The organism is Vibrio sp. EJY3 (genome assembly GCF_000241385.1).
Lineage (GTDB): Bacteria > Pseudomonadota > Gammaproteobacteria > Enterobacterales > Vibrionaceae > Vibrio > Vibrio natriegens.
Map to the genome: position 1 here is coordinate 3,163,010 of NC_016613.1, position 24,711 is coordinate 3,187,720.

Annotated in this window: 26 protein-coding genes; 6 read left to right on the forward strand and 20 right to left on the reverse strand. The window is 46.4% G+C overall.

The window, feature by feature from the left end; all coding sequences use genetic code 11:
* Window positions 1-421 precede the first annotated feature (421 nt).
* Window positions 422-961: a PadR family transcriptional regulator gene (locus tag VEJY3_RS14310; RefSeq protein WP_014233162.1), complete on the forward strand. Its 540-nt coding sequence runs from the start codon at window positions 422-424 to the stop codon at window positions 959-961.
* A 76-nt stretch (window positions 962-1,037) separates the two neighbouring features.
* Here VEJY3_RS14310 and metF read toward each other — a convergent pair whose 3' ends face one another.
* From metF to VEJY3_RS14325, 3 genes are all read right to left on the reverse strand, one after another.
* Window positions 1,038-1,934, reverse strand: a complete 897-nt coding sequence (metF, locus tag VEJY3_RS14315) for a methylenetetrahydrofolate reductase (protein WP_014233163.1) — start codon at window positions 1,932-1,934, stop codon at window positions 1,038-1,040.
* Window positions 1,935-2,198: 264 nt separating this feature from the next.
* Window positions 2,199-4,607, reverse strand: coding sequence for a bifunctional aspartate kinase/homoserine dehydrogenase II (locus tag VEJY3_RS14320; RefSeq protein ID WP_014233164.1), 2,409 nt, complete (start codon window positions 4,605-4,607; stop codon window positions 2,199-2,201).
* Between the two features lie 9 nt (window positions 4,608-4,616).
* Window positions 4,617-5,780: an O-succinylhomoserine (thiol)-lyase gene (locus VEJY3_RS14325; protein WP_014233165.1), complete on the reverse strand. Its 1,164-nt coding sequence runs from the start codon at window positions 5,778-5,780 to the stop codon at window positions 4,617-4,619.
* 226 nt (window positions 5,781-6,006) lie between these two features.
* Between VEJY3_RS14325 and metJ the strand changes: the two genes are divergently transcribed.
* Complete coding sequence (gene metJ / locus VEJY3_RS14330) at window positions 6,007-6,327, forward strand: met regulon transcriptional regulator MetJ (RefSeq protein ID WP_014233166.1); 321 nt, start codon at window positions 6,007-6,009, stop codon at window positions 6,325-6,327.
* A gap of 113 nt (window positions 6,328-6,440) precedes the next feature.
* Here the strand turns inward: metJ and VEJY3_RS14335 are convergent, their stop codons facing one another.
* The 12 genes from VEJY3_RS14335 to fkpA all read right to left on the reverse strand — a co-directional run bounded on the left by VEJY3_RS14335 (window position 6,441) and on the right by fkpA (window position 16,334).
* Complete coding sequence (locus VEJY3_RS14335) at window positions 6,441-7,712, reverse strand: malic enzyme-like NAD(P)-binding protein (RefSeq protein ID WP_014233167.1); 1,272 nt, start codon at window positions 7,710-7,712, stop codon at window positions 6,441-6,443.
* 210 nt (window positions 7,713-7,922) lie between these two features.
* Entirely contained in the window at window positions 7,923-8,399 is a 477-nt protein-coding gene (bfr, locus tag VEJY3_RS14340; RefSeq protein WP_014233168.1) for a bacterioferritin, read from the reverse strand.
* A gap of 96 nt (window positions 8,400-8,495) precedes the next feature.
* Window positions 8,496-8,681 carry a (2Fe-2S)-binding protein gene (locus tag VEJY3_RS24890; protein ID WP_014233169.1) on the reverse strand — a complete coding sequence of 62 codons (186 nt, stop codon included), beginning with the start codon at window positions 8,679-8,681 and terminating at the stop codon, window positions 8,496-8,498.
* A gap of 334 nt (window positions 8,682-9,015) precedes the next feature.
* The gene (gene tuf, locus VEJY3_RS14345; protein WP_014233170.1) at window positions 9,016-10,200 is read right to left on the reverse strand and encodes an elongation factor Tu; all 1,185 of its coding nucleotides are present in this window, start codon (window positions 10,198-10,200) and stop codon (window positions 9,016-9,018) included.
* Between the two features lie 153 nt (window positions 10,201-10,353).
* Complete coding sequence (gene fusA, locus VEJY3_RS14350; RefSeq protein ID WP_014233171.1) at window positions 10,354-12,453, reverse strand: elongation factor G; 2,100 nt, start codon at window positions 12,451-12,453, stop codon at window positions 10,354-10,356.
* A gap of 75 nt (window positions 12,454-12,528) precedes the next feature.
* Window positions 12,529-12,999 (reverse strand): 30S ribosomal protein S7, encoded by a 471-nt coding sequence (gene rpsG, locus VEJY3_RS14355; protein ID WP_005382796.1) that lies wholly within the window; start codon window positions 12,997-12,999, stop codon window positions 12,529-12,531.
* A gap of 101 nt (window positions 13,000-13,100) precedes the next feature.
* Window positions 13,101-13,475 (reverse strand): 30S ribosomal protein S12, encoded by a 375-nt coding sequence (rpsL, locus tag VEJY3_RS14360; RefSeq protein WP_004399892.1) that lies wholly within the window; start codon window positions 13,473-13,475, stop codon window positions 13,101-13,103.
* A 179-nt stretch (window positions 13,476-13,654) separates the two neighbouring features.
* Entirely contained in the window at window positions 13,655-13,930 is a 276-nt protein-coding gene (tusB, locus tag VEJY3_RS14365) for a sulfurtransferase complex subunit TusB (RefSeq protein WP_014233172.1), read from the reverse strand.
* Window positions 13,931-13,937: 7 nt separating this feature from the next.
* Window positions 13,938-14,294 carry a sulfurtransferase complex subunit TusC gene (gene tusC / locus VEJY3_RS14370; RefSeq protein WP_014233173.1) on the reverse strand — a complete coding sequence of 119 codons (357 nt, stop codon included), beginning with the start codon at window positions 14,292-14,294 and terminating at the stop codon, window positions 13,938-13,940.
* Window positions 14,291-14,686, reverse strand: coding sequence for a sulfurtransferase complex subunit TusD (gene tusD, locus VEJY3_RS14375; RefSeq protein ID WP_014233174.1), 396 nt, complete (start codon window positions 14,684-14,686; stop codon window positions 14,291-14,293). Before tusD ends, tusC begins: the two co-directional genes overlap by 4 nt.
* Window positions 14,683-15,405: a transcriptional regulator gene (locus VEJY3_RS14380; RefSeq protein WP_014233175.1), complete on the reverse strand. Its 723-nt coding sequence runs from the start codon at window positions 15,403-15,405 to the stop codon at window positions 14,683-14,685. Before VEJY3_RS14380 ends, tusD begins: the two co-directional genes overlap by 4 nt.
* A 146-nt stretch (window positions 15,406-15,551) precedes the next feature.
* Window positions 15,552-16,334, reverse strand: a complete 783-nt coding sequence (fkpA, locus tag VEJY3_RS14385) for an FKBP-type peptidyl-prolyl cis-trans isomerase (protein WP_014233176.1) — start codon at window positions 16,332-16,334, stop codon at window positions 15,552-15,554.
* Window positions 16,335-16,462: 128 nt separating this feature from the next.
* On the opposite strand from fkpA, the gene VEJY3_RS14390 reads away from it, so the two are divergent.
* The gene (locus VEJY3_RS14390) at window positions 16,463-17,449 is read left to right on the forward strand and encodes a WD40 repeat domain-containing protein (RefSeq protein WP_014233177.1); all 987 of its coding nucleotides are present in this window, start codon (window positions 16,463-16,465) and stop codon (window positions 17,447-17,449) included.
* The gene (locus tag VEJY3_RS14395; protein WP_014233178.1) at window positions 17,446-17,673 is read left to right on the forward strand and encodes a SlyX family protein; all 228 of its coding nucleotides are present in this window, start codon (window positions 17,446-17,448) and stop codon (window positions 17,671-17,673) included. Before VEJY3_RS14390 ends, VEJY3_RS14395 begins: the two co-directional genes overlap by 4 nt.
* A gap of 70 nt (window positions 17,674-17,743) precedes the next feature.
* Here the strand turns inward: VEJY3_RS14395 and VEJY3_RS14400 are convergent, their stop codons facing one another.
* The 5 genes from VEJY3_RS14400 to kefG all read right to left on the reverse strand — a co-directional run bounded on the left by VEJY3_RS14400 (window position 17,744) and on the right by kefG (window position 22,061).
* Complete coding sequence (locus VEJY3_RS14400; protein ID WP_014233179.1) at window positions 17,744-18,685, reverse strand: isoaspartyl peptidase/L-asparaginase family protein; 942 nt, start codon at window positions 18,683-18,685, stop codon at window positions 17,744-17,746.
* A 115-nt stretch (window positions 18,686-18,800) separates the two neighbouring features.
* A complete protein-coding gene (slyD, locus tag VEJY3_RS14405) occupies window positions 18,801-19,358 on the reverse strand; it encodes a peptidylprolyl isomerase (protein ID WP_014233180.1) in 558 nt (185 codons plus the stop codon).
* Window positions 19,359-19,450: 92 nt separating this feature from the next.
* Window positions 19,451-19,651, reverse strand: coding sequence for a YheV family putative zinc ribbon protein (locus tag VEJY3_RS14410; protein ID WP_014233181.1), 201 nt, complete (start codon window positions 19,649-19,651; stop codon window positions 19,451-19,453).
* 33 nt (window positions 19,652-19,684) lie between these two features.
* On the reverse strand, window positions 19,685-21,481 hold the full coding sequence (kefB, locus tag VEJY3_RS14415) for a glutathione-regulated potassium-efflux system protein KefB (protein WP_014233182.1): 1,797 nt from the start codon (window positions 21,479-21,481) through the stop codon (window positions 19,685-19,687).
* Entirely contained in the window at window positions 21,465-22,061 is a 597-nt protein-coding gene (gene kefG, locus VEJY3_RS14420; protein ID WP_014233183.1) for a glutathione-regulated potassium-efflux system ancillary protein KefG, read from the reverse strand. Before kefG ends, kefB begins: the two co-directional genes overlap by 17 nt.
* 175 nt (window positions 22,062-22,236) lie before the next feature.
* Here kefG and VEJY3_RS14425 point away from each other — a divergent pair, with 175 nt between their 5' ends.
* Window positions 22,237-24,156: an ABC transporter ATP-binding protein gene (locus tag VEJY3_RS14425; RefSeq protein WP_014233184.1), complete on the forward strand. Its 1,920-nt coding sequence runs from the start codon at window positions 22,237-22,239 to the stop codon at window positions 24,154-24,156.
* Window positions 24,153-24,641: a TIGR02444 family protein gene (locus VEJY3_RS14430; RefSeq protein WP_014233185.1), complete on the forward strand. Its 489-nt coding sequence runs from the start codon at window positions 24,153-24,155 to the stop codon at window positions 24,639-24,641. Before VEJY3_RS14425 ends, VEJY3_RS14430 begins: the two co-directional genes overlap by 4 nt.
* Window positions 24,642-24,711 lie beyond the last annotated feature (70 nt).

The following is a 24,711-nucleotide window of genomic DNA, read 5'->3' on the forward strand; positions in this document are numbered from 1 at the left end:
AGATTATGATATAAAAGGCTGAGCAATCGCTCAGCCTTTCTTATACCCATCAAATTGAACAGCAATTAACCAGATAAACACCCTAAAAATAACCCAAAAAGAACCAATAAATCAGAATAAATAACCACAAAAATACATTACTGAGTATTATGTTAGTTTTTTAGTGTTATTCTTTCCTAGTATTCCACTTCATGCTTATTATTTATATACTACTCGCCTTGCTGAGAGCGAATAAATCCAACCATATCAGCTCCAGCCTCGATGGGTTCCACCCATCTTTCTAGGTGATAAACGGCTTTAAGGTGACAGGACCAACATTTGTTGGTGCTACTTATGCATAAAAACTCAAAACGCCATTAAGAGCGCAGCTGAAAGTATAAGTAGCTTGTTTACAAGTTTATTGACCATTTGGATTGAAGACATGTCATTACCACACGTAATCTTAACTGTGCTTAGCACGCGCGATGCAACCGGTTACGATATCACAAAAGAATTCTCAGCTAGCATTGGTTACTTCTGGAAAGCGAGCCACCAGCAAGTTTACCGTGAGCTAAACAAAATGGCTGAGAAAGAACTGGTTACTTGCGTACTAGAGCCTCAAGAAGGCAAACCAGACCGTAAAGTGTACTCCATCACAGATGCTGGACGTAGCGCACTAGGTGAATGGTTTGATCAGCCAACTGCACACCCAACAGTTCGTGACGAGTTCTCAGCGAAGCTGATGGCTTGTGCTGTGCAACCGTCTGCACCTTTCCGTGAGCAACTATCTGAACTGGTTGAAGAGTCACGCAAACTGGTTTCTCACTACAAAGAAATCGAAGCTGCATACTACGCGACGCCGTCTACTCTGGATAAACAAGCACGTCTGGAGCGCCTGACACTACGCCGCAATCTTCTACTACGCGAAACGTGGATCACGTGGGCAGAAGAAGTGCTAACTGAACTTGAAGTTATCGGCTAATCCACTTCAAACAGCTCATAGCTTAACAACAAAAAAGGCTTGCCATTTGGCAAGCCTTTTCTTTTTCACTCACGTTTTAGACTGCAACTTGAGGACGTACACCCAAGGTGTGGCACAACGCGTAAGTCATCTCAGCTCGGTTTAGAGTGTAAAAGTGGAAGTCTTTCACACCTTCACGGCTCAGTACACGCACCATATCAATCGCCTGACTTGCACCAACTAATTGACGAGTTACCGGATCATCATCCAAACCTTCAAACTGCTTGCTCATCCAGCCTGGAACTTTTACGTTATTCTGCGCAGCAAAGCGAGACGCCTGTTTAAAGTTAGATACTGGCAAGATACCCGGTACGATTTCTACGTCGATACCAGCGACAACACAGCGGTCACGAAAACGTAGGTAAGACTCTACATCGAAGAAAAACTGAGTAATCGCTCGGTTAGCACCTGCATCCACCTTACGCTTCAGGTTTAGCAGATCAGCCTGTGCGCTTTTTGCTTCAGGATGCACTTCTGGGAAAGCCGCAACTGAGATATCGAAATCATGACGAGACTTCAACAGTTCAACCAAGTCAGATGCGTACATATCAGGAGCGCCGCCACCTGGTGGAATATCACCACGTAGTGCGACGATATTTTCGATACCGTTGTTCCAGTAATCATCGGCAATCTCAATCAATTCTTCACGAGTCGCATCGATACAAGTCAGGTGCGGTGCTGCCACTAAGCCTGTTTCTGATTTGATTTCTTTGATGATGGAATGAGTTCTGTCACGTTCGCCTGAGTTAGCTCCGTAAGTAACTGATACAAACTTAGGCTTGAGTGTTTTTAGACGGTGCACAGAGTTCCATAGAGTCTCTTCCATCTTTTCATTGCTTGGCGGAAAAAACTCAAATGAAACATTAATATTGTCTGACAATTCAGCGATATTCTGGTTTAAGGCATCGATATGGCCTGCGTGCGTGTAACCCATCTTACTCTCCCTGTGGCAACCCGCCACGAAATCAAATTCTCAAATCGACGTTTAGACGTCTATATGTCTACAGAATGTATTGAATACGATTTAATGTCAACCTTGTGATTATGAATTTTTTTCACGTTAATGATGAGGATAGTTCAAGTTGATTGTTGGCTAATATTTATCCACAAAAATAGTTCGCCAATAACGGTTCTGAGATTAATTATGGCACCAAGACAGGAATAAAAAACCCCGGATGAATTCCGGGGTTTTGAGTGTTTAGAATAGCCCAGCAAGGCGGTTTAAATCGGACTGAATCGCCCCTGCCGTAACTTCACGTCCAGCGCCAGGACCGCGGATAACAAGCGGGTTGTCTTTGTACCACTTGCTTTCAATAGCAAAAATATTGTCACACGGCAGTAGGTTAGCCAGCGCATGCTCACGGGACAAAGCTTCAATGCCGACGGTCGCTTTGCCATCTTTCTCTAAACGCGCAACGTAACGCAGTACCTGATCGTTTTTCTGCGCTTTGGTCAAACGTTCTTGCAGAGTCTGGCTCAGCAGCGCGGCGTTATCAAAAAACTCATCTAAGCTCAGCGTGCTCAGTTCTTCAGGAACTAACGACTCTACCTTTACGCTTCCCGGTTCGATGTCCAGACCAGACTCACGGGCCAGAATAACCAGCTTACGCATCACATCAGAGCCATCTAAGTCAGAGCGAGGGTCAGGCTCTGTTAATCCTTGCTGCCAGGCTAAATCCACTAACTCGCTGAATGGCACTGAGCCATCAAACTGTTGGAATAACCATGAAAGCGTACCGGAGAAAATACCTGAGAGTGCAATAATCTCATCGCCACTCTCACGAAGATCGCGCACCGTATGGTTGATTGGTAACCCGGCACCTACCGTAGCGTTATACAGCCAGTGACGTCCAATTTTGGCAAACGCATCCTGGACCTGATGGTAATATTGACTATCAGCTGAACCTGCGACTTTATTGGCCGAAATTAGGTGAATACCTTGCTGAGCGATATCAACGTAACATTTCGCTAATTCCTGACTGGCGGTAACATCGAGGACCACAGCTTCATCGTAGTCCTGCAAAGCACCAAGACGAGATAACCAAGAGCCATCGTTTGCGATACTTTCGTCATTGAAGCGTGCTGAAACACTGGATGCATCAATGCCTTGGCTATCAAACCAATACATTTGGCTATCAACCACCGCGACTAAGTCAAAGCTCATGCCATGACGTTTTTCAAGTTCATTCTTCTGTGAAGCGAATAAACTCAGCCAGCTCGAACCGATATTCCCTTTACCGCATAATGCGACAGCAACGCGCTTCTGTGCCTGAAATAACTGGCTGTGAACCGTCTGTACCAGTTCTTCGGTATCAGTGTTACGTAATACGGCTACCAGACTTAAACCAGACTCCGTCTCAGCGATAAATTCCACCGGAGAGTGTTTCAGCTTTTGCTGAAAACCAAAACAGTGGTTGGCATTAGTTGTCACACCAGCACCTACGGCAGCAATCAGAGAGTAACCATCAGTGAGGTTAATCTCCGCATCCAGATCAGATTCCTGTAGATACTTGAGTGCACCGCCAGCAATTTCTGCTGTGTATGCCAGTCGTAATATCTGCTGTTCAGGCTGAGCTTCAAATGCCAGTGGCTCCAACTGAACGCGTTTTAGGGATTCCAGAACATCACTCTGTGCTTTCTCAAAGTCATGTCCATGCGCAAATGTTAGCTGAACCAATAGCACGTCATCCAGCGAGGTGATGATTTTCGCCCCGCGACCAGAAGCCAGAACTCGCTCAATGCGGGTCGAACCTGACTCTGGCAGGTAACTGCATTTAAGGCTCAGATCCATGGTGCTTTGAGCCACAGGCTGCAAGGTTCGGCTGTGCAGTACTGGCGCAGCTAAACGAGCCAGCTCACTCGCTTCATCCAGTCTTAAGAGTGGTAGTAAACATGCATCTGATACCAAACGTGGGTCTGCGCTATAAACGCCCGCTACATCACTCCAAATCGTCACTGTACTCACTTCTGCAAGCGCACCAATCACGGTTGCAGAGTAGTCTGAACCGTTACGGCCAAGCAGAACAGTTTCACCGTTATCGTTTTGTGCCATGAAGCCGGTAATGATCACACGTTTGTGGCTATGTTGTGCCAGTGCCTCTTTGATAAGCGGGTATGAACGAGCACGATCAACTTCTGGTTGAGTGCCCGCTTCTGCGCGTAGGAATGCTCGCGCGTCTTGCGCTACAGCAGGCAGTTGCTTTTGCGTCAGTAAACCAGCCAGTAATCGAGAAGACCATACTTCTCCGTGGCCTAATACCGCCGCCTTTTGCGCTTCGGTCAGCGGAGAGGTCAGTTCCGCCAATGTACTGAACTCATCTTGTAAGGAGGCAAGCAGCTGTTCTTGCGCGTCTCCCTCTAATAACTCTTCAATGAGACTGATTTGAAACTGTCTCAAGCTCTGCAAAGCTTCGTGCGCAATTCGACCATCTTTTTCTAAGCCTTCAAGGAACTCAATTAGGCGGTTGGTTGTTTTACCGGCTGCAGAGACCACCACCAAGTCATTTTCTGCAGAGTATTCCTTGAGAATTCCCGCTACACGTAAGTAACACTCTGGGTTTGCCAGGCTGCTACCACCAAACTTGTGTAGCTGACGTTGTACAGTCATTATTAACTCCTATTGCTGTGCAGATTTAGTGAAAGCTTGCTCTAGGTCGGCAATAAGATCTTGTGCATCTTCTAGCCCTACAGAAAGGCGCAGCAATTGCTGTGATACACCCGCTTCAGCCAAGGCTTCTTCACCCATCGCACGATGCGTCATAGATGCTGGGTGACAAATCAAGCTTTCTACCCCGCCCAAAGACTCTGCAAGTGAGAACAACTGAAGCTCTTTAACAAAGGCTTTAAGCTGCTCAAACGAGCCCGCAAACTCAAAGCTCAACATAGAGCCAAAACCAGACTGTTGCTTTTTAGCAATCTCATGGCCAGGGTGCTGTGGCAGACTTGGATGATAAATTTTCGCCACCAAAGCTTGCTTCTGTAGGTAAGCCAGCACCTGCTGTGAGCTTTCTTCATGCACTCGCATGCGCGCACCCAAAGTACGAAGACCTCTCAACGTCATGTAGCTATCAAAAGGTGTGCCTGTCGCCCCAATACAGTTGCCCCACCACGCTAACTCTTCTGCATGCTCTTCCGTTTTAGCGATAATCACACCACCAATCACATCTGAGTGTCCATTGATGTATTTCGTTGTAGAGTGAATAACAAAGTCAGCGCCTAGTTCTAATGGCTTCTGGTACACAGGTGTCAAAAAGGTATTGTCTACCGCGACTAATGCGCCAACCTGCTTCGCTTTTTCACACACGACAGCAACATCGACAACACGAACCAGAGGGTTAGATGGCGTTTCTAGCAGAACCAGTTTTGGTTTCTGTGCTAATGCCGCATTCAGCGCCTGTTCGTCAGTTTGATCGACAAACAGCACCTTGAAATCGCCTTTGTTTGCACGAGTGTTAAACAGACGATAAGTGCCACCATAACAGTCGTTTGGCGCGACAATAAGATCATCAGGTCCAATAAAAGCAGACACCCATAAGTTCAGTGCGGACGTACCACAGTTAGTGATGACAGCCCCTTTACCTGACTCCAACTCAGACAATGCACTTTCTAATAATCCACGGTTTGGGTTACCAGAGCGCGTGTAATCGTACTTAGGCACTTCCCCAAACGCAGGAAAGCCGTAATTCGTTGAAAGGTAGATTGGTGGAACGACAGCATGGTATTGAGTGTCAGACTCAATACCGGTGCGTACAGCAATAGTTGCAGGCTTACGGGAGCTCATGGGTGTATCCTTTCACAGGTGATGACTTCTAAATGGGAATGCGCTATATCTAAATGGTCAGATTCAATGAATTGCACACTTCCCTTACTGTTCTTGTCACTTTACTCGTCAAAAATTAAGACGTCAACACTTCTAGACGTCTATATGTCTTTGCTTATGGCAGTAAATGCAGCTAAAATCAGCACCTCAATTAGTTTTTAACCTATTACAAATATGAAGGTACGCAATGGCTGACTGGAATGGCGAATACATTAGCCCATATGCTGAGCATGGAAAGAAAAGCGAACAAGTAAAAAAAATCACTGTATCTATCCCGCTGAAAGTTTTAAAAGTGCTAACTGATGAACGTACTCGTCGTCAGATCAATAACTTACGCCACGCAACCAACAGCGAACTCCTATGCGAAGCATTCCTACATGCGTATACGGGTCAGCCACTTCCAACGGACGAGGACCTTCGTAAAGATCGCCCTGACGATATTCCGACTGAAGCAAAAGCTCTGATGACCGAAATGGGCATCGAATTTGAGTCATTTGACGAAGAGTAATTAGGAGCACGTTGAATACACCAAGCGGTTATTTAGCGCCTAATACTAAAAATGAAATAAAAAAATGGGACGCCATCGCGTCCCATTTTTTGTACATCGTTTAAATCTTTGTCTTACTCTGCCATGTAGTTTTCAGGCATTTCAATACGAGCAACACCAGAGTCAACCGCCGCTTGAGCAACAGCTTTTGCAACGCGAGGCAGTAAGCGAGCATCCATTGGCTTTGGAATGATGTAGTCAGTGCCAAACTCAAGCTTATCGACACCCGCCGCTTTCAGTACCGCTTCTGGTACTGGCTCTTTCGCCAATTGACGAATAGCGTCAACCGCAGCCAGTTTCATCTCATCGTTAATTTCGCTTGCGCGCACATCAAGCGCACCACGGAAAATAAATGGGAAACACAGTACGTTGTTTACCTGGTTCGGGTAATCACTACGGCCTGTGCCCATAATTAAGTCATCACGAACTTCATGTGCTAGCTCTGGCTTAATTTCAGGATCTGGGTTTGAACATGCGAAAACAATCGGCTTATCCGCCATCAGTTTTAATGCTTCAGGTGGAAGCAGGTTTGGACCTGATACGCCAAGGAACAGGTCAGCACCTTCAATTACATCTTCTAAAGTACGTTTGTCGGTGTTATTTGCGAATAGCTCTTTGTACTCGTTAAGATCATCACGGCGAGTATGAATCACGCCTTTACGATCCAACATGTAAATCTTTTCACGCATCGCGCCACATTTGATCAGTAGTTCCATACACGCTACTGCAGCCGCACCTGCACCAAGACAAACGATCGTAGAGTCTTCAAGCTTCTTACCTTGCAGCTCAATGGCGTTCAGCATGCCAGCGGCCGTTACGATAGCGGTACCGTGCTGGTCATCGTGGAATACAGGTACATCACAACGTTCGATAAGACGCTTTTCAATTTCGAAACAGTCTGGCGCTTTAATATCTTCAAGGTTAATACCACCGAAGGTATCAGCAATGCTTGCTACAGTATTAACGAACTCGTCGATCGTGCGGTGTTTTACTTCGATATCAATCGAATCAAGTCCAGCGAAACGCTTAAACAGTAGCGCTTTACCTTCCATTACAGGTTTAGAAGCAAGCGGACCTAAGTTACCCAAGCCAAGAATCGCGGTACCGTTAGAAATAACGGCAACCATGTTACCTTTCGCGGTGTACTTGTATACATTGTCTGGGTTTTGTGCGATTTCACGTACAGGCTCAGCTACACCTGGGCTGTATGCTAGTGCAAGATCACCGGCGGTTTCTGCGGGTGTTGTCAGCTCGACTGCAATCTTCCCTGGGGTTGGGTATGCATGATAGTCAAGGGCTCGTTGGCGCTGCTCTTCTTCGGGAGTTACTGCTTTGTCTTCAGACATGTGGGCGTTTCTCTTTTTATTTTTTAGGTAAGGGGGAATAAATTCTAATGGATAGAAGTCAATCTTCATAGGTAAGATTGCGAGCAATATCCTTAAAAAATCGATATTAAAAGAGATTAGACCAGATAAGCAGGAAAAGCACCCAACTTTTAAGTCAGGTGCACTACTGTAAGCATCAGATTTGTAAACATAACGAGGAAATTTCCGAGATTATTCCTCATCAACATACTGCGCTTGCAGATAATTTTCGATGCCAGACATCTCGATTAAGCCAAGCTGAGTCTCAAGCCAGTCGACATGTTCTTCTTCATCTTCGAGGATATCCTGAAACAAATCACGTGAAACGTAGTCTCGAATATCTTCTGCGTAAGCAATCGCATCTTTTAGATCAGGAATAGCGGCCATTTCCAGTTTAAGATCGCATTCAAGCATTTCTTTGGTATCTTCACCGATCATCAGCTTGCCGAGATCTTGCAGGTTAGGTAAACCTTCTAAGAATAGAATACGTTCAATGAGATGATCGGCATGCTTCATTTCATCAATAGACTCGTGATATTCCTTATCAGCTAGGTGCTTTAAACCCCAATCTTTATACATACGAGCATGAAGAAAATACTGATTAATAGCGACGAGTTCGTTACCAAGTATTTTGTTGAGATGTTGGATTATGATTGGATCGCCTTTCATTGACTAGCCCCTCCTCTATTTAGGCTTCATTTAAATGTAGAAGCAAATGAGAAGGTGTCAAAAGGCTCAGCGCTTTCACCAGAGCAATTACAGTGATTAGCTAGCTTGTTTTAGTTCGGTGTAGTGTTCTGCTAAAATTTCTTTGGCTTGTCGGATGCACTTCCCGCATTGGCTACCCAAAGATGTACATCGCTTTATCCCCCTGATATCCGTTATGCCTTCATCAACTGCCAACTTCCTAATTTTCTTGTCAGAAACACCATGACAAAGACATACAAACATACTCAAAACCCATAAACAGTAACTATCGAAAAAACAATATAAACAAGAATAGTTCTTGTTACCAGTCGTATTGAAAGGTCAATTCAGAACATTTGGTTATATTAATCTTGGAAGAATAAGAAAGGATCAAGCACTTAGAATGAATAGATAAAATGAAGATATTGGTAAGAGGGTAACACGCTGTTTTAAAGAAAGAAAAAGTAGGATCGTTTTTTATCTACTTATAACTGAATGGATCAGTAGATATGAAAAAGGGAAGCCAAAGCCTCCCTTTTTCTGCTGCGTTTTCTTCAAGATGAAGAAACGTGCGAGATTTCGTTTAATTCGTTAAGAATTAGTCGAAGATCTTAGCAACAACACCAGCACCTACTGTACGGCCACCTTCACGGATCGCGAAACGTAGACCTTCGTCCATTGCGATTGGTGCGATTAGCTCTACAGTCATTTGTACGTTGTCGCCTGGCATTACCATTTCTACGCCTTCTGGTAGCGTGATGTCACCAGTTACGTCAGTTGTACGGAAGTAGAACTGTGGACGGTAGCCTTTGAAGAATGGAGTGTGACGACCACCTTCATCTTTAGACAGTACGTATACTTCTGATTCGAATTTAGTGTGTGGAGTGATTGAACCTGGCTTAGCTAGTACTTGACCACGTTCTACTTCGTCACGCTTAGTACCACGTAGAAGTGCACCAACGTTCTCACCCGCACGACCTTCGTCTAGAAGCTTACGGAACATTTCAACACCAGTACATGTAGTAGTGATGGTGTCTTTGATACCAACGATAGCAACTTCGTCACCTACGTTTAGGATACCACGTTCGATACGACCAGTTACTACAGTACCACGGCCTTGGATCGAGAATACGTCTTCGATTGGCATTAGGAACGGTAGGTCTACTGCACGCTCTGGTTCTGGGATGTATGAATCTAGCGCTTCTGCTAGTTCAACGATTTTCGCTTCCCACTGCTCTTCGCCGTTTAGTGCGCCTAGTGCAGAACCTTGGATAACTGGTAGGTCATCACCTGGGAAATCGTACTCAGATAGAAGCTCACGAACTTCCATTTCTACTAGTTCTAGTAGCTCTTCATCGTCAACCATGTCACATTTGTTCATGAATACGATGATGTATGGGATACCAACCTGACGGCCTAGTAGGATGTGCTCACGAGTTTGAGGCATTGGGCCATCTGTTGCAGCAACAACTAGGATACCACCGTCCATTTGCGCAGCACCAGTGATCATGTTTTTAACATAGTCAGCGTGTCCTGGGCAGTCTACGTGTGCGTAGTGACGAGTTGGAGTGTCGTACTCTACGTGAGAAGTAGAGATTGTGATACCGCGCTCACGCTCTTCTGGAGCGTTATCGATAGATGCGAAGTCTTTCGCTTCACCGCCGTACACTTTAGCAAGAGTAGTACAGATAGCTGCTGTTAGAGTTGTTTTACCGTGGTCAACGTGGCCGATAGTACCAACGTTTACGTGTGGTTTTACACGTTCAAATTTTGCTTTAGACACAATCGTGTTCCTTCCTAGTTATGATTCGCCGTGATCATTATTGATCGACGACGCGCCAGAAAATGTTATTTTATGCGCCAACGCTCGTTAGCGCAATATTTGGACGGCTTGATCTGGCAAAAAGTCGTAAACTTTTTGCCGTTCAGTCGTCAATTAGTAACCACGCTCTGCAATAATTTTATCTGCGAAGTTTTTCGGCACTTCAGCGTACTCGTGAAACTCCATAGAGTAAGACGCACGGCCTTGAGTTGCAGAACGTAGGTCAGTTGCGTAACCAAACATCTCAGATAGTGGAACTTGAGCACGGATGATCTTCAGACCAGCCACACCTTCATCCATACCTTCGATGATACCGCGACGACGGTTTAGGTCACCAACAACGTCACCCATCCAATCTTCCGGAGTGGTTACTTCGACATTCATCATTGGCTCTAGAATCACAGGTTGCGCTTCTAGTGCACCTTTCTTGAATGCCATTGAGCCAGCGATCTTAAACGCCATCTCACTTGAGTCTACATCGTGGTAAGAACCATCAAATAGTGTAGCTTTAATATCTAGTACAGGGTAACCCGCTAGAACACCACTATTCATTTGCTCTTCGATACCTTTCGATACCGAGCTGATGTATTCCTTAGGAACCACACCACCCACGATTTCGTCGACGAATACGAAACCTTCACCAGGCTCTGAAGGCTCAAGTTTGATCCACACATGACCGTATTGACCACGACCACCTGATTGACGAACAAACTTACCTTCCACTTCCGCTTTACCACGAATGGTTTCACGGTAAGCAACCTGAGGTTTACCAACGTTACAATCAACGCTGAATTCACGCTTCATACGGTCAACGATGATATCTAGGTGAAGTTCACCCATACCTGAGATCAGAGTCTGACCTGTTTCGTCGTCCGTTTCCACGCGGAATGATGGATCTTCAGCAGCCAGTTTACCTAGCGCGATACCCATTTTTTCTTGGTCTGCCTTAGAACGAGGTTCTACAGCAATCTGAATAACTGGCTCAGGGAATTCCATACGTTCCAGAATCACTTTGTGGTTCTGGTCACACAGAGTGTCACCTGTAGTTACGTCTTTCAGACCAATAGCAGCGGCGATATCACCAGCGCGAACTTCTTTAACTTCTTCACGCTTGTTGGCATGCATCTGAACGATACGACCAAAACGCTCTTTCTTCTCTTTTACAGAGTTGTAGACACCGTCACCTGAGTTTACTACACCAGAGTAAACACGCATGAAAGTAAGCGTACCCACAAATGGGTCAGTCGCGATCTTAAACGCTAGCGCAGAGAAAGGTTCGTTGTCGTCAGCGTGACGCTCAACTTCATTTTCTCTTTCATCAACACCTTTAATTGCAGGTACATCAGCTGGTGATGGCAAGAATTCGATCACTGCATCTAGTACCGCTTGAACACCTTTGTTCTTAAACGCACTACCACAAGTGGCAAGTACGATTTCGTTATTTAGTGTACGAGTACGTAGCGCTTGTTTGATCTCAGCTTCAGTCAGCTCACCTTCTTCAAGGTACTTGTCCATCAGCTCTTCGCTAGCTTCCGCAGCAGATTCAACCATATGGTTGCGCCATTCTTCGGCAAGCTCGATCATGTCAGCTGGAATGTCTTCGTATGTGAACGACATGCCTTGGTCGGCTTCACTCCAGTTGATCATTTTCATCTTGATAAGGTCGATGACACCTTTGAAGTCCTCTTCAGCACCAACGTTAAGTTGGATTGGAACAGGATTCGCACCAAGACGATTTTTAATTTGGTCCACAACGCGTAGGAAGTCTGCGCCTGCACGGTCCATCTTGTTAACAAAAACCATACGTGGAACGTGGTATTTGTCTGCTTGACGCCATACAGTTTCAGACTGAGGTTCAACACCAGATGAGCCACAGAACACAACCACAGCACCATCAAGTACACGAAGAGAACGCTCTACTTCGATAGTAAAGTCAACGTGTCCAGGGGTATCAATGATGTTTACGCGATGCTCTGGGAATTGTGCTTCCATACCACGCCAGAATGTCGTAGTCGCAGCTGAAGTGATAGTGATACCACGTTCCTGCTCCTGCTCCATCCAGTCCATGGTTGCTGCACCATCGTGAACTTCGCCGATTTTGTGAGAAAGGCCAGTGTAGAACAGAATACGCTCAGTTGTGGTTGTTTTTCCTGCATCTACGTGAGCACAGATACCGATATTACGGTAGCGCTCAATAGGAGTTTTACGAGCCACGATTGTATCCTCTTACTAAGGTGTACCTTAGAGTATAGAAAAGTGCTGCGAGAGAACCTCGCAGCACAGAAGGTATTACCAGCGGTAATGAGCGAACGCTTTGTTTGCGTCAGCCATGCGGTGAACGTCTTCACGTTTCTTAACCGCAGTACCTTTGTTCTCAGACGCGTCTAGCATTTCAGCAGCTAGGCGTTGAGCCATAGATTTTTCACCACGCTTGCGCGCAGCTTCAACCAACCAACGCATAGCAAGTGCGTTACGGCGAACCGGACGTACTTCTACAGGTACTTGGTAAGTTGAACCACCAACACGGCGAGATTTAACTTCTACCGCAGGGCGTACGTTTTCAAGAGCTTCTTCAAAAATAGCTAAGTGGTCTTTACCAGACTTTTCAGCCATAGCATCTAGTGCAGTGTAAACGATTTTCTCTGCAGTAGATTTTTTACCGTCAACCATTAGGATGTTAACGAATTTTGCCAGCAATTCAGATTTGAATTTTGGATCTGGAAGGATCTTACGCTGACCAATGACGCGACGACGTGGCATGGATTTATCTCCGTTGTCTTCTTCAGGTTTTATCCAAAACTTTTCAGTTTTTTCAAAAAATTAAAAATAATTTAGTGTTTGGCCTTACTTAACGGAATCCATTAAGACTTAGGACGCTTCACACCGTACTTAGAACGACCTTGTTTACGGTCATTTACGCCAGCACAGTCTAGTGCGCCGCGAACAGTGTGGTAACGCACACCTGGAAGGTCTTTAACACGACCACCACGGATTAGAACAACTGAGTGCTCTTGAAGGTTGTGACCTTCACCGCCGATGTACGAAGTAACTTCGAAACCGTTTGTCAGACGAACACGACAAACTTTACGAAGTGCTGAGTTAGGTTTTTTAGGTGTAGTAGTGTAAACACGTGTACATACACCACGTTTTTGTGGGCACGCTTCTAGTGCAGGCACGTTGCTTTTAACAACTTGCTTTGCACGTGGCTTACGTACCAACTGGTTAATAGTTGCCATTAACTAGCTCCTGATTTACTTGAAAGTAAGCTTTGTGAAAAATCTAGCCCTAATTACCTTTAGGCATTTAGGGACGCAAAATTCTATGCAGCAGTGAGAGGTGTGTCAAGAAATATACGGATCTTTTTTGTTCAATTGGGGTAATTAGTCCGTAAAGCTTTATCGACAGTAATTCATGTTCAATCCCAAGTAAGGGATTTATCTTGTTTTACGGTCAATTCAACGAAGCCGGTATAGGTCACTACACTAACGGAAGGACTGATGCGATTCCCCATTCCTCTGGCTTGAATATCGCTCTCGAGAGCGAAGACAGCCGCACTCTTGACGTGATGGAACGCTTGATGCTGCGGGTTTGCAGCGTACACAGCATCTTCAATGAGTAAAATGTCGTCTTGCTCACTCCACAGAGCCACGGCATCTTCTAGGGCAGAGACGGTTTTGATGATATGTAACATGGCGTCCTCAGAATGACAGTAGTTTGCCTGCTTGTTGCAGTTTCTCTTTAACTTGTTCAAGCGTTAATGCCTGTGCATCGATGACCAGGTCGGCTTGAGCTAATCCTCGCTGCGCAAGTGAATCAGAGCAAACAAATACTTGTTCGATGTCATACAGATCGAACAGCTTGAGCATAGGAGCGTAATCTTTGCTTAAAATGGCCGATGGGTCTTGCCCTAGTAAAAGCTGGTAAACACCATCGCCGATAAATATCACGCTAATGTCTTCACAATAGGCGGAAGCGGCAAGCAGGGCATCCACACCCTCGCGTCCAGAGGACTGCCCGTGAGGCGCGCTACGAAATAAATAAGTTAACTGGCTCAAAACTGCACCACTCGGTCCTGGGTTAGCATTGCTTCGGCTAAACTGCCTAATCCTGCCTGAGTAAAACCTTGCGCTAAATTGTTTTGAGTTAAGCCGTGCTGGTTGGCTTCTTCTTCACTCACAATCCCGCGACGCAATGCCGCTGCCACGCAAGTTTCAAGGCGCACGCTGTGCTCCTCAGCGAAGACTTGCCATGCTTTATTCAAATCGAACTCATCGTTGGCTGGTACACTCAGTGCGCTACCATTGCTCACGCCCTCTTGGTAGAAAAACACACTCACTACCGTGTGCCCTTGCTCAACCACCGCTTTGGCAAATTGATAGGCGCTGCGGGCAGACTGGCTACCGTACACTGGGCCATTTACAAGCAAAGTGTAAGTTAATCCACTCACTCTGATTCGTCCTCAGTTTTACGCTGACGAATGTATAAATAGACCGTGTGCTTAGAGATATTCAGACGATCAGCGACGCGGTTAATCGCATCTTTGATGTCAAAAATACCTTTGTCGTACAGTTCCATAACGATCTGACGGTTCTTAGTGTTGTTTGATACCGATTTGTCCGCATTAATTTCTTCAATCGTGCGCTCAACCGTCTGGTCCACCAGCTCTTCAACATCACTTGCGAAGTTCACTGATGATGCCGCCTCTTTGGCCTCTTGTGTTGGCATAAAAGATTGCAACACTTGCGAGAATGGCGCATCCAGATTGACGTTAATACATAGCAGGCCAATAACACGGTTCTCGCCATTACGGATAGCGACCGTGATCGACTTCATCAACACGCCGCCTTTCGCACGCGTAAAGTACGAACGAGAGAAATTGCGCTCAGAGCCTTCGATGTCTTTGAGCATTTTCAGAGCTAAGTCTGTGATAGGTGAACCAACCTGACGACCTGTATTTTCACCATTGGCTATTTTAATCGCAGAGGTATTTAGATCTTCCAGAGAGTGAAGAACGATTTCACAGAACGGGCCAATCAGACTGGCAATACCATCAACGACCGCCTCGTAAGACCTCAAGATGATTTTATCGTGCTCAGTGAATGGCATCACGTTGACGGATTCCATTTCGAGCAACATCTCCGCATTAATTGTTTCTGTAGTTGTCATAAGCCTTCGAGCGAAAAATCAACAAATTGGTGTAAGTTTATCAGAAAATTTGAAAGTCAACCTAGCAAACTCTCCAACTAGTGACCTAGAACAAAAAAGGCCCGTTAAACGGACCTTTTTCAATAACTTAGCTTGAGTTATTCTGATTACTCAGCTTTATCATTCTCTACTTTTAGCAGTTCAACTTCGAATACGAGCGTTGAATTAGCAGGAATGCTTGGCGTGTCTTGGTCGCCGTAAGCAAGCTCTGGCGGGATAACGAACTTGAATTTAGAACCTACAGGCATTAGCTGCACGCCTTCCGTCCAACCTGGGATTACACGGTTTAGAGGGAATGTTGCTGGCTCGCCACGATCGTAAGAGCTATCGAACTGAGTACCATCAGTCAGTGTGCCTTTGTAGTGAACCTGTACTGTGTCAGTATCTTTTGGCTTCTCGCCTTCTGCTGGGGTGATCACTTGGTAAAGAAGACCAGATTCCGTTTTCACTACGCCTTCTTGCTTCTCAAACTCAGCGCGGAAGTCATCGCCAGCTTTCTTCGCTGCTGCCGCTTTCTCAGCCGCTTGCGCTTGCATCTTATCCGCTACGCGCTTATCCAGAGATTCTAGCGCTGCGCGAGTTTCTTCTTCATTTAGCTCAGCGTTGCCTTTAAATACATCTTCAATACCTTTAAGAACAAGGTCTTTGTTTAGGTCGATGCCGATTTCGCTTGGTTTCTCGATGCTAGTGCTTAGGTAGTTAGCAAATGAAACGCCAATTGCGTACGCCGCTTTGTCATCGTCGGTTTTAAAGTGAACTGCTTTGCCAGTTTCTGCTTGAACTTGCTCAGCTTGAGGTGCAGCTTCTTCTGCTTTTGTTTCTTCTTTCTGACAGCCTACCGCTAGCATTACTGTTGCAGCAAGTAGCGACACTTTTAAAACTGATTTCATTAAATTCTCCCAATAATGGCTTAGCCATTGGTTGTTGTGCACAATTCTTCTATGAGACTAGTGAAGACAATCGTTATACCAATATACTAGCTATATGTCTTAAGACACAAACTGGATTATTAGATGTGATGCAAAGAATTTCTCATTTATTCCTATATTTAATTGTCATCACCACGTTAAATGGTTGCTTTTTTACCGAGTCTGAAGTGCAACGCTGGCCCCTTGAACCGCAAGGGTCGACCAGTTTTGCACTGAGCCGCGATGGCAGATTCGCACTGCTCTACTCTCAAATAGATCACTTAATATTATGGGACCTTGAGCAAAATGAACAATTAGCCAAACTGGGCGAACTGGATGCTGATGCGAATGTGGTGTCTCATATTCGCATCTCAGACAACGGTCGTTATGCGGTGACCGCAGGCCAGATGAACTTCGCGGTCTGGGATCTCGGCTGGACACAAGCCAAAGGGCTTTGGTCGATTTCAGATGCTCTGATTCGCGATATAGACATCACCAGTAACGGCGAACAAGTGCTGCTTGGCCTTTCAAACGGTAAAGCGATTTATGTCAACTTAGTCACCGGGCGTCGTCTGGAGTTCCTTGCCCATCAAGAAAAAGTCAACAGCGTGGCGATATCTCCCAATGGCCGTTTTGCGCTAACGGGTGGCAATGACTATAAGGCCTTTCTCTGGGATACCGAGTCCGGACAGATTCTGCGAGCCTTTGAGCATGAACAACGAGTGGTAAGGGTTGCTTTGCAACGCGATGGGAAACTGGCGATGAGCTCGGATGGCGGCAACCAAGCCATTATCTGGAATTTAGAGACAGGTGAAAAAGTGTCGGAGTTGAGCAGCTGGTCTCGTCAACTGATATTCTCCACCGCAAGGTTCTCTGATGACGGCTCTCAACTGGTCACTGGCAGCCCATCCGGTCGCGTGTCCGTGTGGGATACTCAGAGCGGTAAACGAGTCGATGGATTCGAAGTCGAGCCGAAAAAAGATACTCGCCCTCCTCGTGCGGTCGTGTATGATGCAGCCTTTGATGCCAAACAACGTGTAATTACTGCCACTTCCGCAGGTATCGCCCAGGCTTGGCAGTTAGAGAACGGATCATGACAGAAAAACTTATTCAGCAACTGGAAGCGCGCATTAATGACCTTGAGTGTCAGGCTGCGTTCCAAGAACAGACGATTGACGATCTGAACCAAGCTTTATCTCAGCAACAATTGCTGATCACTAAGATGCAAGATCAGATGAAATACGTGGTGGGCAAAGTAAAAAATATGGATTCATCCAATATGGAAGATCCAGCCAACGAGCCGCCACCACCACACTACTAATGTGTGGCGAGAAAAAAGAAACAAAGCCCGGCAATAAGCTGGGCTTTGTTTTTGGGCTCTATTTCAAAGACTATTCATCCGCATAGATTTTTACACTCAATTCGCCTTGAGTGTTGATACCCGCCCGGTACATGCCAGAACTGTTCATCGCAAAATGCAGTTCTCCCTCGGCATCGATAGCAATCAAACCACCTTCCCCACCCATGGCTTTTAGGTCGCCCTGAATCACTGTCTCACAGGCGGTATGTACATCTTCTTTGAGATAGCGTATTCGTGCCGCCACATCTTCTGCGACGCGTTTACGAATAAAGAACTCGCCCATGCCTGTGGTAGAAACCGCAACCACACCGTTTTCAGCCACGGTTCCACAGCCGATCAACGCTGAATCACCAATCCGACCGTATTTTTTGTTCGTCACTCCACCCGTGCTGGTCGCCGCCGCTAAGTTACCATGCTGATCCAAAGCAACCGCACCGACCGTTCCGTGTTTACGATCATCAGGATAACGAGACTCAGAAAGTGCAAACTCCCCTTTCTCTCGCATCGAGATCAGCTGTTCGTAACGTCGATCAGTAAAGAAATAATCTTGTTCTGTATATTGGTGACCATTTTCAAAGGCGAATGTTTCGGCTCCCTCACCAACCAGCAGGACATGATTGCTCTTTTGCATCACATCTCGCGCCAGCTCAATCGGGTTTTTAATATGCCTTACGCCCGCCACCGCACCAGCAGCCAAATTACTGCCATCCATGATTGAAGCGTCCATCTCAACCATTTCATTGTGAGTTAATACTGAGCCTTTACCAGCATTGAAGTGAGGGGAATCTTCCAGCACTTTGACTGCTGCAACGACCGCATCGAGTGACGCTCCGCCGTTCGCCAATATCTGATGACCCGCTTTTGCGGCAGCTTCCAGATCCGTCAAAATAGCCTGTTGCAGTGAATCACTCATTTGTTCACGTAATATTGTGCCAGCGCCGCCGTGAATGGCGATGGAGAATGGTTTGTTCATAACGTTACCAACAACTGAATTAACTATTCAGCACTAAACATCAGATAAACAAAAAGCGCAAGTTGACGATCAACTTGCGCTTTTCATTCAGAATTTAGAAGGTGTTAACTGCGAATTAGTGAGAACCGCAGCTACCGCCGCCACAACAGCCGCCTTCATGATCATGGTCGTGATCGTGGTCATGATCGTGACCACCACAACAACCACCACCTTGGTGGATATGACCGTGTTCGATCTCTTCTGCAGTTGCTTCGCGAGTTGCTACAACTTCAACTTCAAACGTCAGTGTTTGACCAGCAAGCATGTGGTTACCATCAACCACTACTTCTTCGCCGTCTACTTCTGTTACTTCTACAGGGATTGGACCTTGATCAGTATCCGCTAGGAAACGCATACCTACTTCGATTTGGTCAACACCCTGGAACACTTCTGCAGGAACGCGTTGAACAAGCGCGTCGTTGTGCTCGCCGTAAGCATCTTCAGGAGCTACAGTTGCAGAGAACTTGTCGCCTGCCACTTTGCCTTCAAGTTCTTTTTCAAGACCTGTGATTAGGTTGTTGTGACCGTGAAGGTAATCAAGAGGTGCTTCAGTTGTTGATTGATCAACAACAACACCGTCTTCCAACATTACTTTGTATGCAAGGCTTGCAACAACGTTCTTTTCGATTTTCATACTAACTCCAGAGAGATTAATTGACTTAACCTGAACGGGGTTAAGTACTGAGTTGATACGGTGTATTATGGGGATCTATTATCGAAGTTCAATTACTCCGGCTTAAAAATCCCGATCATTTCCTGCCCTGAGTGTTTATTTTTCTCTACAGATTGCGGTTTACGCTGCTCTGTATAATCACACTCAACGCACTCTACCAACTCAATGTTGTTCTCTATCCACCAGCGTAGGGTATCTTGCTGGCTGCACTGTGGACAACTTGCACCAGCAATAAAACGTTTTTTAATTTTCACGCTATTTCCTTATCTTGAACCTAAGTTCAAGTACTACTTCCAATGATTGGGCGACTGATGATCGCTTTCCATTTCACGACCAAAAATTTCTTCTAGCTCTTTACGAGCTTCTTTCGCTCTTTGAGCGAGTTTCTTATCTTCACTGTGTTGAGGCAGTAAGTCTTTAAGCATAGCATTATCTAACTTGCGAAAATGTGCTTCTGCCCGCTTTGCTTGATATGGGTGCATGCCGAGTTCGACCAGCGTCTGACGACCAAGATCAAGTGCCCCTAAGAAGGTTTCACGCGAGTAGTTTTGCACACCATGGCTCATCAGCTGGTAGGCTTCAACGCGGCTTCGGGCACGAGCAAGCAATTTGAGTTTGGGAAAATGTGCCCGGCAGATGTCAACGATCGCCATGACTTCATCTGGCGAATCAGTACAAATCACCAAGGCTTCCGCTTTATCCGCGCCAGCTGCGCGCAACAAATCGATCTGGGTTGCATCACCATAAAACACTTTGTAGCCATACTTACGTAGCAGATGAATTTGGCTGGCGTCACTTTCTAATACCGTCACTTTAATTTTGTTGGCATACATCAAGCGCCCAACCACCTGACCGAAACGACCAAAACCCGCGATGATTACCCGTGGACGACGGTCGACCACATTGCTGGTGACGCTTTCCTCTTCTTGGTTAAGCGTATGTGCAAACCACTTCTTTTGTCCCATCAAAATGAGCGGTGTGGTCACCATAGATAAACTGACCACGACCAACAAAAACGCGACTTGCTGTTGAGTTAAGATGCCTTCCTGGCTCGCCGCTGTGAAAATCACGAACGCAAATTCCCCGCCCTGGCTCAAAATGGCCGCCATACGGCTACGTGCTTTTGTGCGAACACGGGCAGCACGCGCCAGTGCATACAGAACCAACCCTTTCACCGATACCAATACCACAACTGCAGCAAGGATCTCCAAAGGTTGCAGAGCCAGTAAACCAAGGTTCACCGCCATCCCAACTGCGATGAAAAACAACCCGAGTAACAAACCTTTAAAAGGCTCGATAGCTATTTCCAACTCATGACGATATTCACTTTCCGCCAGTAGCACACCCGCCAGAAAGGTGCCAAGCGCCATCGATAAGCCCAGCTTTTGCATCACAACCGAAATGCCCAGAACAACCAATAACGCTGCAACGGTAAATAGCTCACGCACACCGCTCATGACAACAAATCGAAACAGAGGGCGCAGCAAGAAGTGGCCGCCAATCAGTAACGCAATAACGCTGCCGAGCACCGTCAATACATCTAACCAATCTCCGCCGGTTTGCCCCCCGGCTAACAGAGGCAGTATGGCCAACATCGGGATGACGGCAATATCCTGAAACAGAAGGACTGCAAAGCCTGACTGCCCGGTTTCCGTGCCATTCAGCCCTTGCTCTTCAATCACTCTCAACGCAATAGCGGTTGAAGACAGCGCCAGTCCCATCCCAATCACCAGGCTCACTTGCATGCTCAGCCCGAACAAACTGACAATACTGCCGATAACAAATGTGGTCACCACAACCTGCGCACCACCAAGTCCTAAAATCGGCCCTCGCATCTGCCACAGTTTTTTGGGATTCAATTCGAGGCCAATTAAGAACAGCAGCAATACGACCCCGAGCTCAGCAAAGTGCAAAATTGCATCTACATCACTAATCAACCCTAATCCCCATGGGCCAATCAAGACGCCCGCTAATAGATAGCCCAGCACCGAGCCCAGACCAAGTCGCTGGGCGAGTGGTACGGCGATAACCGCAGCGGAAAGGAACACCACACTGCTTTGAAGAAACTCACTGGTGACTGCCATGCTGAACTCCCTGTTCGTTTGCTGCGTTCCAGTCTTTCAAAGGATCGCCCAACCATCGACGATACTGCTCCGCATGGTCATAACGCTCAATATCGGAGACATTTCGTGACCAATACAGAACCAGTGGTTCCAGCCAATGCATTTGACACAGTGCCGCAGTCAACTCAAATGGCTGAAGAATCTGCTCTAACGGATATTTGTTGTAGCCTTTAGTACTGAATGCTTCCTCTTTGCCGCCCGTAGTGATCACGCTGCGCCAGTATTTCCCTTTCAGAGCGCAACCATCGCCGAACGCAAAGCCTTTACCAAGCACACGATCCAGCCACTCTTTTAACAAAGCAGGACAGGAATACATATAAAGAGGATGATGAAATACGATCACATCATGCGCCATCAGGAGCTCATGTTCGTGGCTAATATCAATAAAGAAGTCTGGATACGCACCATACAGATCGTGCACCGTTACGTGATCAAGTGATTGAATTCTCTTTATCATCACTTGATTGGCAATGGAGTTATAGGGTTCTGGGTGTGCATAGATAACCAGAACTCTTGGGGGGCTAGACGCTGTTACAGCCAAATGGTCGTCCTTGTGGTCATTTTTATCCGTTATCAAAATGTTATACGTTTTTGTGCAGCATAATGCAATTCGTGCGCAGAGATCGACTTTTAGCGCCAATACCCCTACTATTCACCGCTAGATAACGACCTTAGTGACAAAGCAACGCGCACTGCGCAAAGTGAATGACGACTCTATGATTACCTTTTCTGATATTCAGTTACTGCGTGGCGGTAAACCTCTTTTAGATCAAGCTTCTGCGACTATCCATCCCGGAGATAAAGTCGGCTTAGTGGGCAAAAATGGCTGTGGTAAGTCCACCCTGTTTGCTTTGCTAAAAGACGAACTGTCCATTGATGCCGGCTCGTTCAGCCAACCTCAGCACTGGGAACTGGCATGGGTAGCACAGGAAACCCCGGCGCTGGAACGCAGTGCATTAGAGTATGTCATTGATGGCGATCGTGAATTTCGCGGCCTTGAACAGCAACTCGAAGCGGCTGAAGAGCAAGACAACGGTACTCTGGTTGCGGAAATTCACGGAAAAATCGAAACCATTGGTGGTTACAGCATTCGCGCCCGTGCAGCAGAGTTGCTTGATGGCTTAGGGTTCAGTCAGGAACAGATGAGCTGGAGTCTGACTCAATTTTCTGGTGGTTGGCGTATGCGCCTTAACCTGGCTCAAGCGCTGCTTTGTCGCTCAGATTTACTATTGCTCGATGAGCCAACCAACCACTTGGATTTGGATGCGGTAATGTGGCTGGAACGCTGGCTACAAAACTACCCGGGTACGCTGATTCTGATCTCGCACGACCGTGATTTTCTCGATCCTATCGTTGGTCGCATCATTCACATCGAGAACCAGCAGCTCAATGAATACACGGGCAACTACTCGTCATTCGAAAACCAGCGCGCACAAAAAATGATTCTGCAGCAAGCTATGTACCAAAAGCAGCAGAAGCAGATGTCGCACATGCAAAGCTACATCGACCGATTCCGCTACAAAGCGTCCAAAGCACGTCAGGCGCAAAGCCGTATTAAAGCACTGGAACGCATGGAGAAAGTGCTACCGGCGCAGTTCGATAACCCGTTCAGTTTTGAATTCCGTGAACCTGCCGCTTTGCCAAATCCAATCATGATGATGGATGATGTCTCGGCAGGCTACGATGACAACTTAATTCTGGAGAAAATCCGCCTTAACCTAGTCCCGGGCAGCCGCATCGGTCTACTTGGTCGTAACGGCGCGGGTAAATCAACGCTGATCAAATTGCTATCTGGCGAGCTCAAAGCACAAGGCGGCGACCTGACCTACTCACAAGGCGTGAAGATTGGCTACTTCGCTCAGCACCAGCTTGAAACTCTCCACCCGGAAGAAACGCCGCTGCAACACATGATGCAAATCGCGCCGGATCAAACCGAGCAACAATTGCGTGATTATCTGGGTAGTTTTGGCTTCCAGGGTGATAAAGCGCTGGAAAAAGTTGCACCATTTTCCGGTGGTGAAAAAGCACGTTTGGTCTTGGCATTGATCGTTTGGCAGAAACCAAACCTGTTACTACTCGATGAACCAACCAACCACCTAGACTTAGACATGCGTCAGGCATTAACAATGGCATTGCAAACGTTCGAAGGCGCGATGGTGATCGTGTCGCACGACCGCTACCTGTTACGTGCAACGACAGATGACTTGTATCTCGTTCATGACCGCCAAGTTGCGCCATTTGATGGTGACTTAAATGACTACTACAAATGGCTAACAGAGCAACAAAGAGTTGAGCGTAAAGAGGCACAGGCATCACAACCCGCAAAGGACACCGCCAACAGTGCCTCTGCCAAAAAAGAGCAGAAGCGCCGCGAAGCCGAATTTCGTAAACAAACGGCACCAATTCGCAAAACGCTGACACAATTAGAAAATAAAATGGATAAGTTGGGTGCAGCACTAGCAAAAGCAGAAGAGCAATTGGCGGATAACTCACTGTATGAAGCCGAAAATAAAGCTAAACTAAATGAAGTGTTAGCGCTTCAATCATCGAGCAAATCAGAGCTCGAAGAAGTTGAGATGGAATGGATGTCTGTTCAGGAAGAGTTAGAGCAGATGGAGCTAGAGTTTAATCAATGACAAATAAGCACGCAGAATACACCCTTACCTTAGAGCATCTATGGCAATTCAGTTTGCAGTTTTATGGTGTCCGGGAAGTAAAAGAAGCGTGCTTGTCATTACAAAATAACTATCACGGCAACGTGAATCTGTTACTGCTGCTCCGATGGCTCGACGAGCAGCAGCTTATCTTCCAAGAAAAAGACTGGCATTTGGTTCAAAGCTGTCTAGGCCGAAGTGAGACCTTACTACACTCTTTTCGCGACCTGCGACGCCACCTCAAATCTCAAGTCAATGATGCATTGTATCGCGAAACGCTGCAGTTTGAGCTTCAGCTAGAAAAACAGCAGCAATCCGATTTAGTCGACTGCATCAACTCGCTCAGCCTGATAAAAAACGACGGTGATCCTCTCACGCTCAGATATTGCCGTCAGTTAGGCGGTGAACATTTACAACAAGCTTTTGCTATCCCAGTGCCAAATATTCACCCGCCAAAGCATCCATAGATTGTATTAAACAACGTGGAATGCTGGTTCCTTGAACTGGCTCCGGTGACAACACTCTGAATCCTGCATC